Raw genomic sequence first — 524 nt, forward strand, 5'->3', positions numbered from 1 at the left:
CCGCACGATCGACGTGCTGCTGAGCGACGAAGAACTGGCCCGCCGCCGCGCCGAGCAGGACGCCCGTGGCTGGAAGCCCGCGAAACCGCGCCCGCGCAAGGTGTCGGCCGCGCTCAAGGCCTATGCCAAGCTCGTGATGTCGGCCGACAAGGGCGCCGTGCGCGACCTGTCGCTGCTGGACGACTGAACGCTTCCCGCGGGAGAAAAAGAAAAGCCGCACCGTCGCCGGTGCGGCTTTTTTCATGGGCGGCGCGCGGCGGGCGCTGCCGGAATCAGGGCGTGCCCGAAGCGGTCTGCGACTGCAGGTAGTTCTGCAGGCCCACGCGCTCGATCAGGCCGAGCTGCTTTTCGAGCCAGTAGGCGTGGTCTTCCTCGGTGTCCTTCAGCTGCGCCAGCAGGATGTCGCGGCTCACGTAATCGCCCTTCTCCTCGCACAGCTTCATGCCGGCGGCGAGATTGTTCCGAACGGCGTATTCAGTATCGAGATCCTTCTGCAGCATCTCCTCCACGGTCTTGCCCGGCTC

General features: G+C 66.4%; 2 protein-coding genes. One reads left to right on the forward strand and one right to left on the reverse strand.

The genetic code is table 11. The features are described 5' to 3' along the window. Window positions 1-187, forward strand: a 187-nt coding sequence (locus GVL52_RS28490; protein ID WP_200847963.1) for a dihydroxy-acid dehydratase, incomplete at its 5' end; no start/stop codon positions are given. Between the two features lie 85 nt (window positions 188-272). On the opposite strand, the gene GVL52_RS28495 is transcribed toward GVL52_RS28490, so the two are convergent. Then, window positions 273-524 (reverse strand): ferritin-like domain-containing protein (locus tag GVL52_RS28495; protein WP_280179128.1); only part of this gene is annotated, 252 nt, incomplete at its 5' end.

Origin of the sequence: Rhizobium sp. 18055, from assembly GCF_902706285.1 — a bacterium.
GTDB lineage: Bacteria > Pseudomonadota > Alphaproteobacteria > Rhizobiales > Rhizobiaceae > Rhizobium.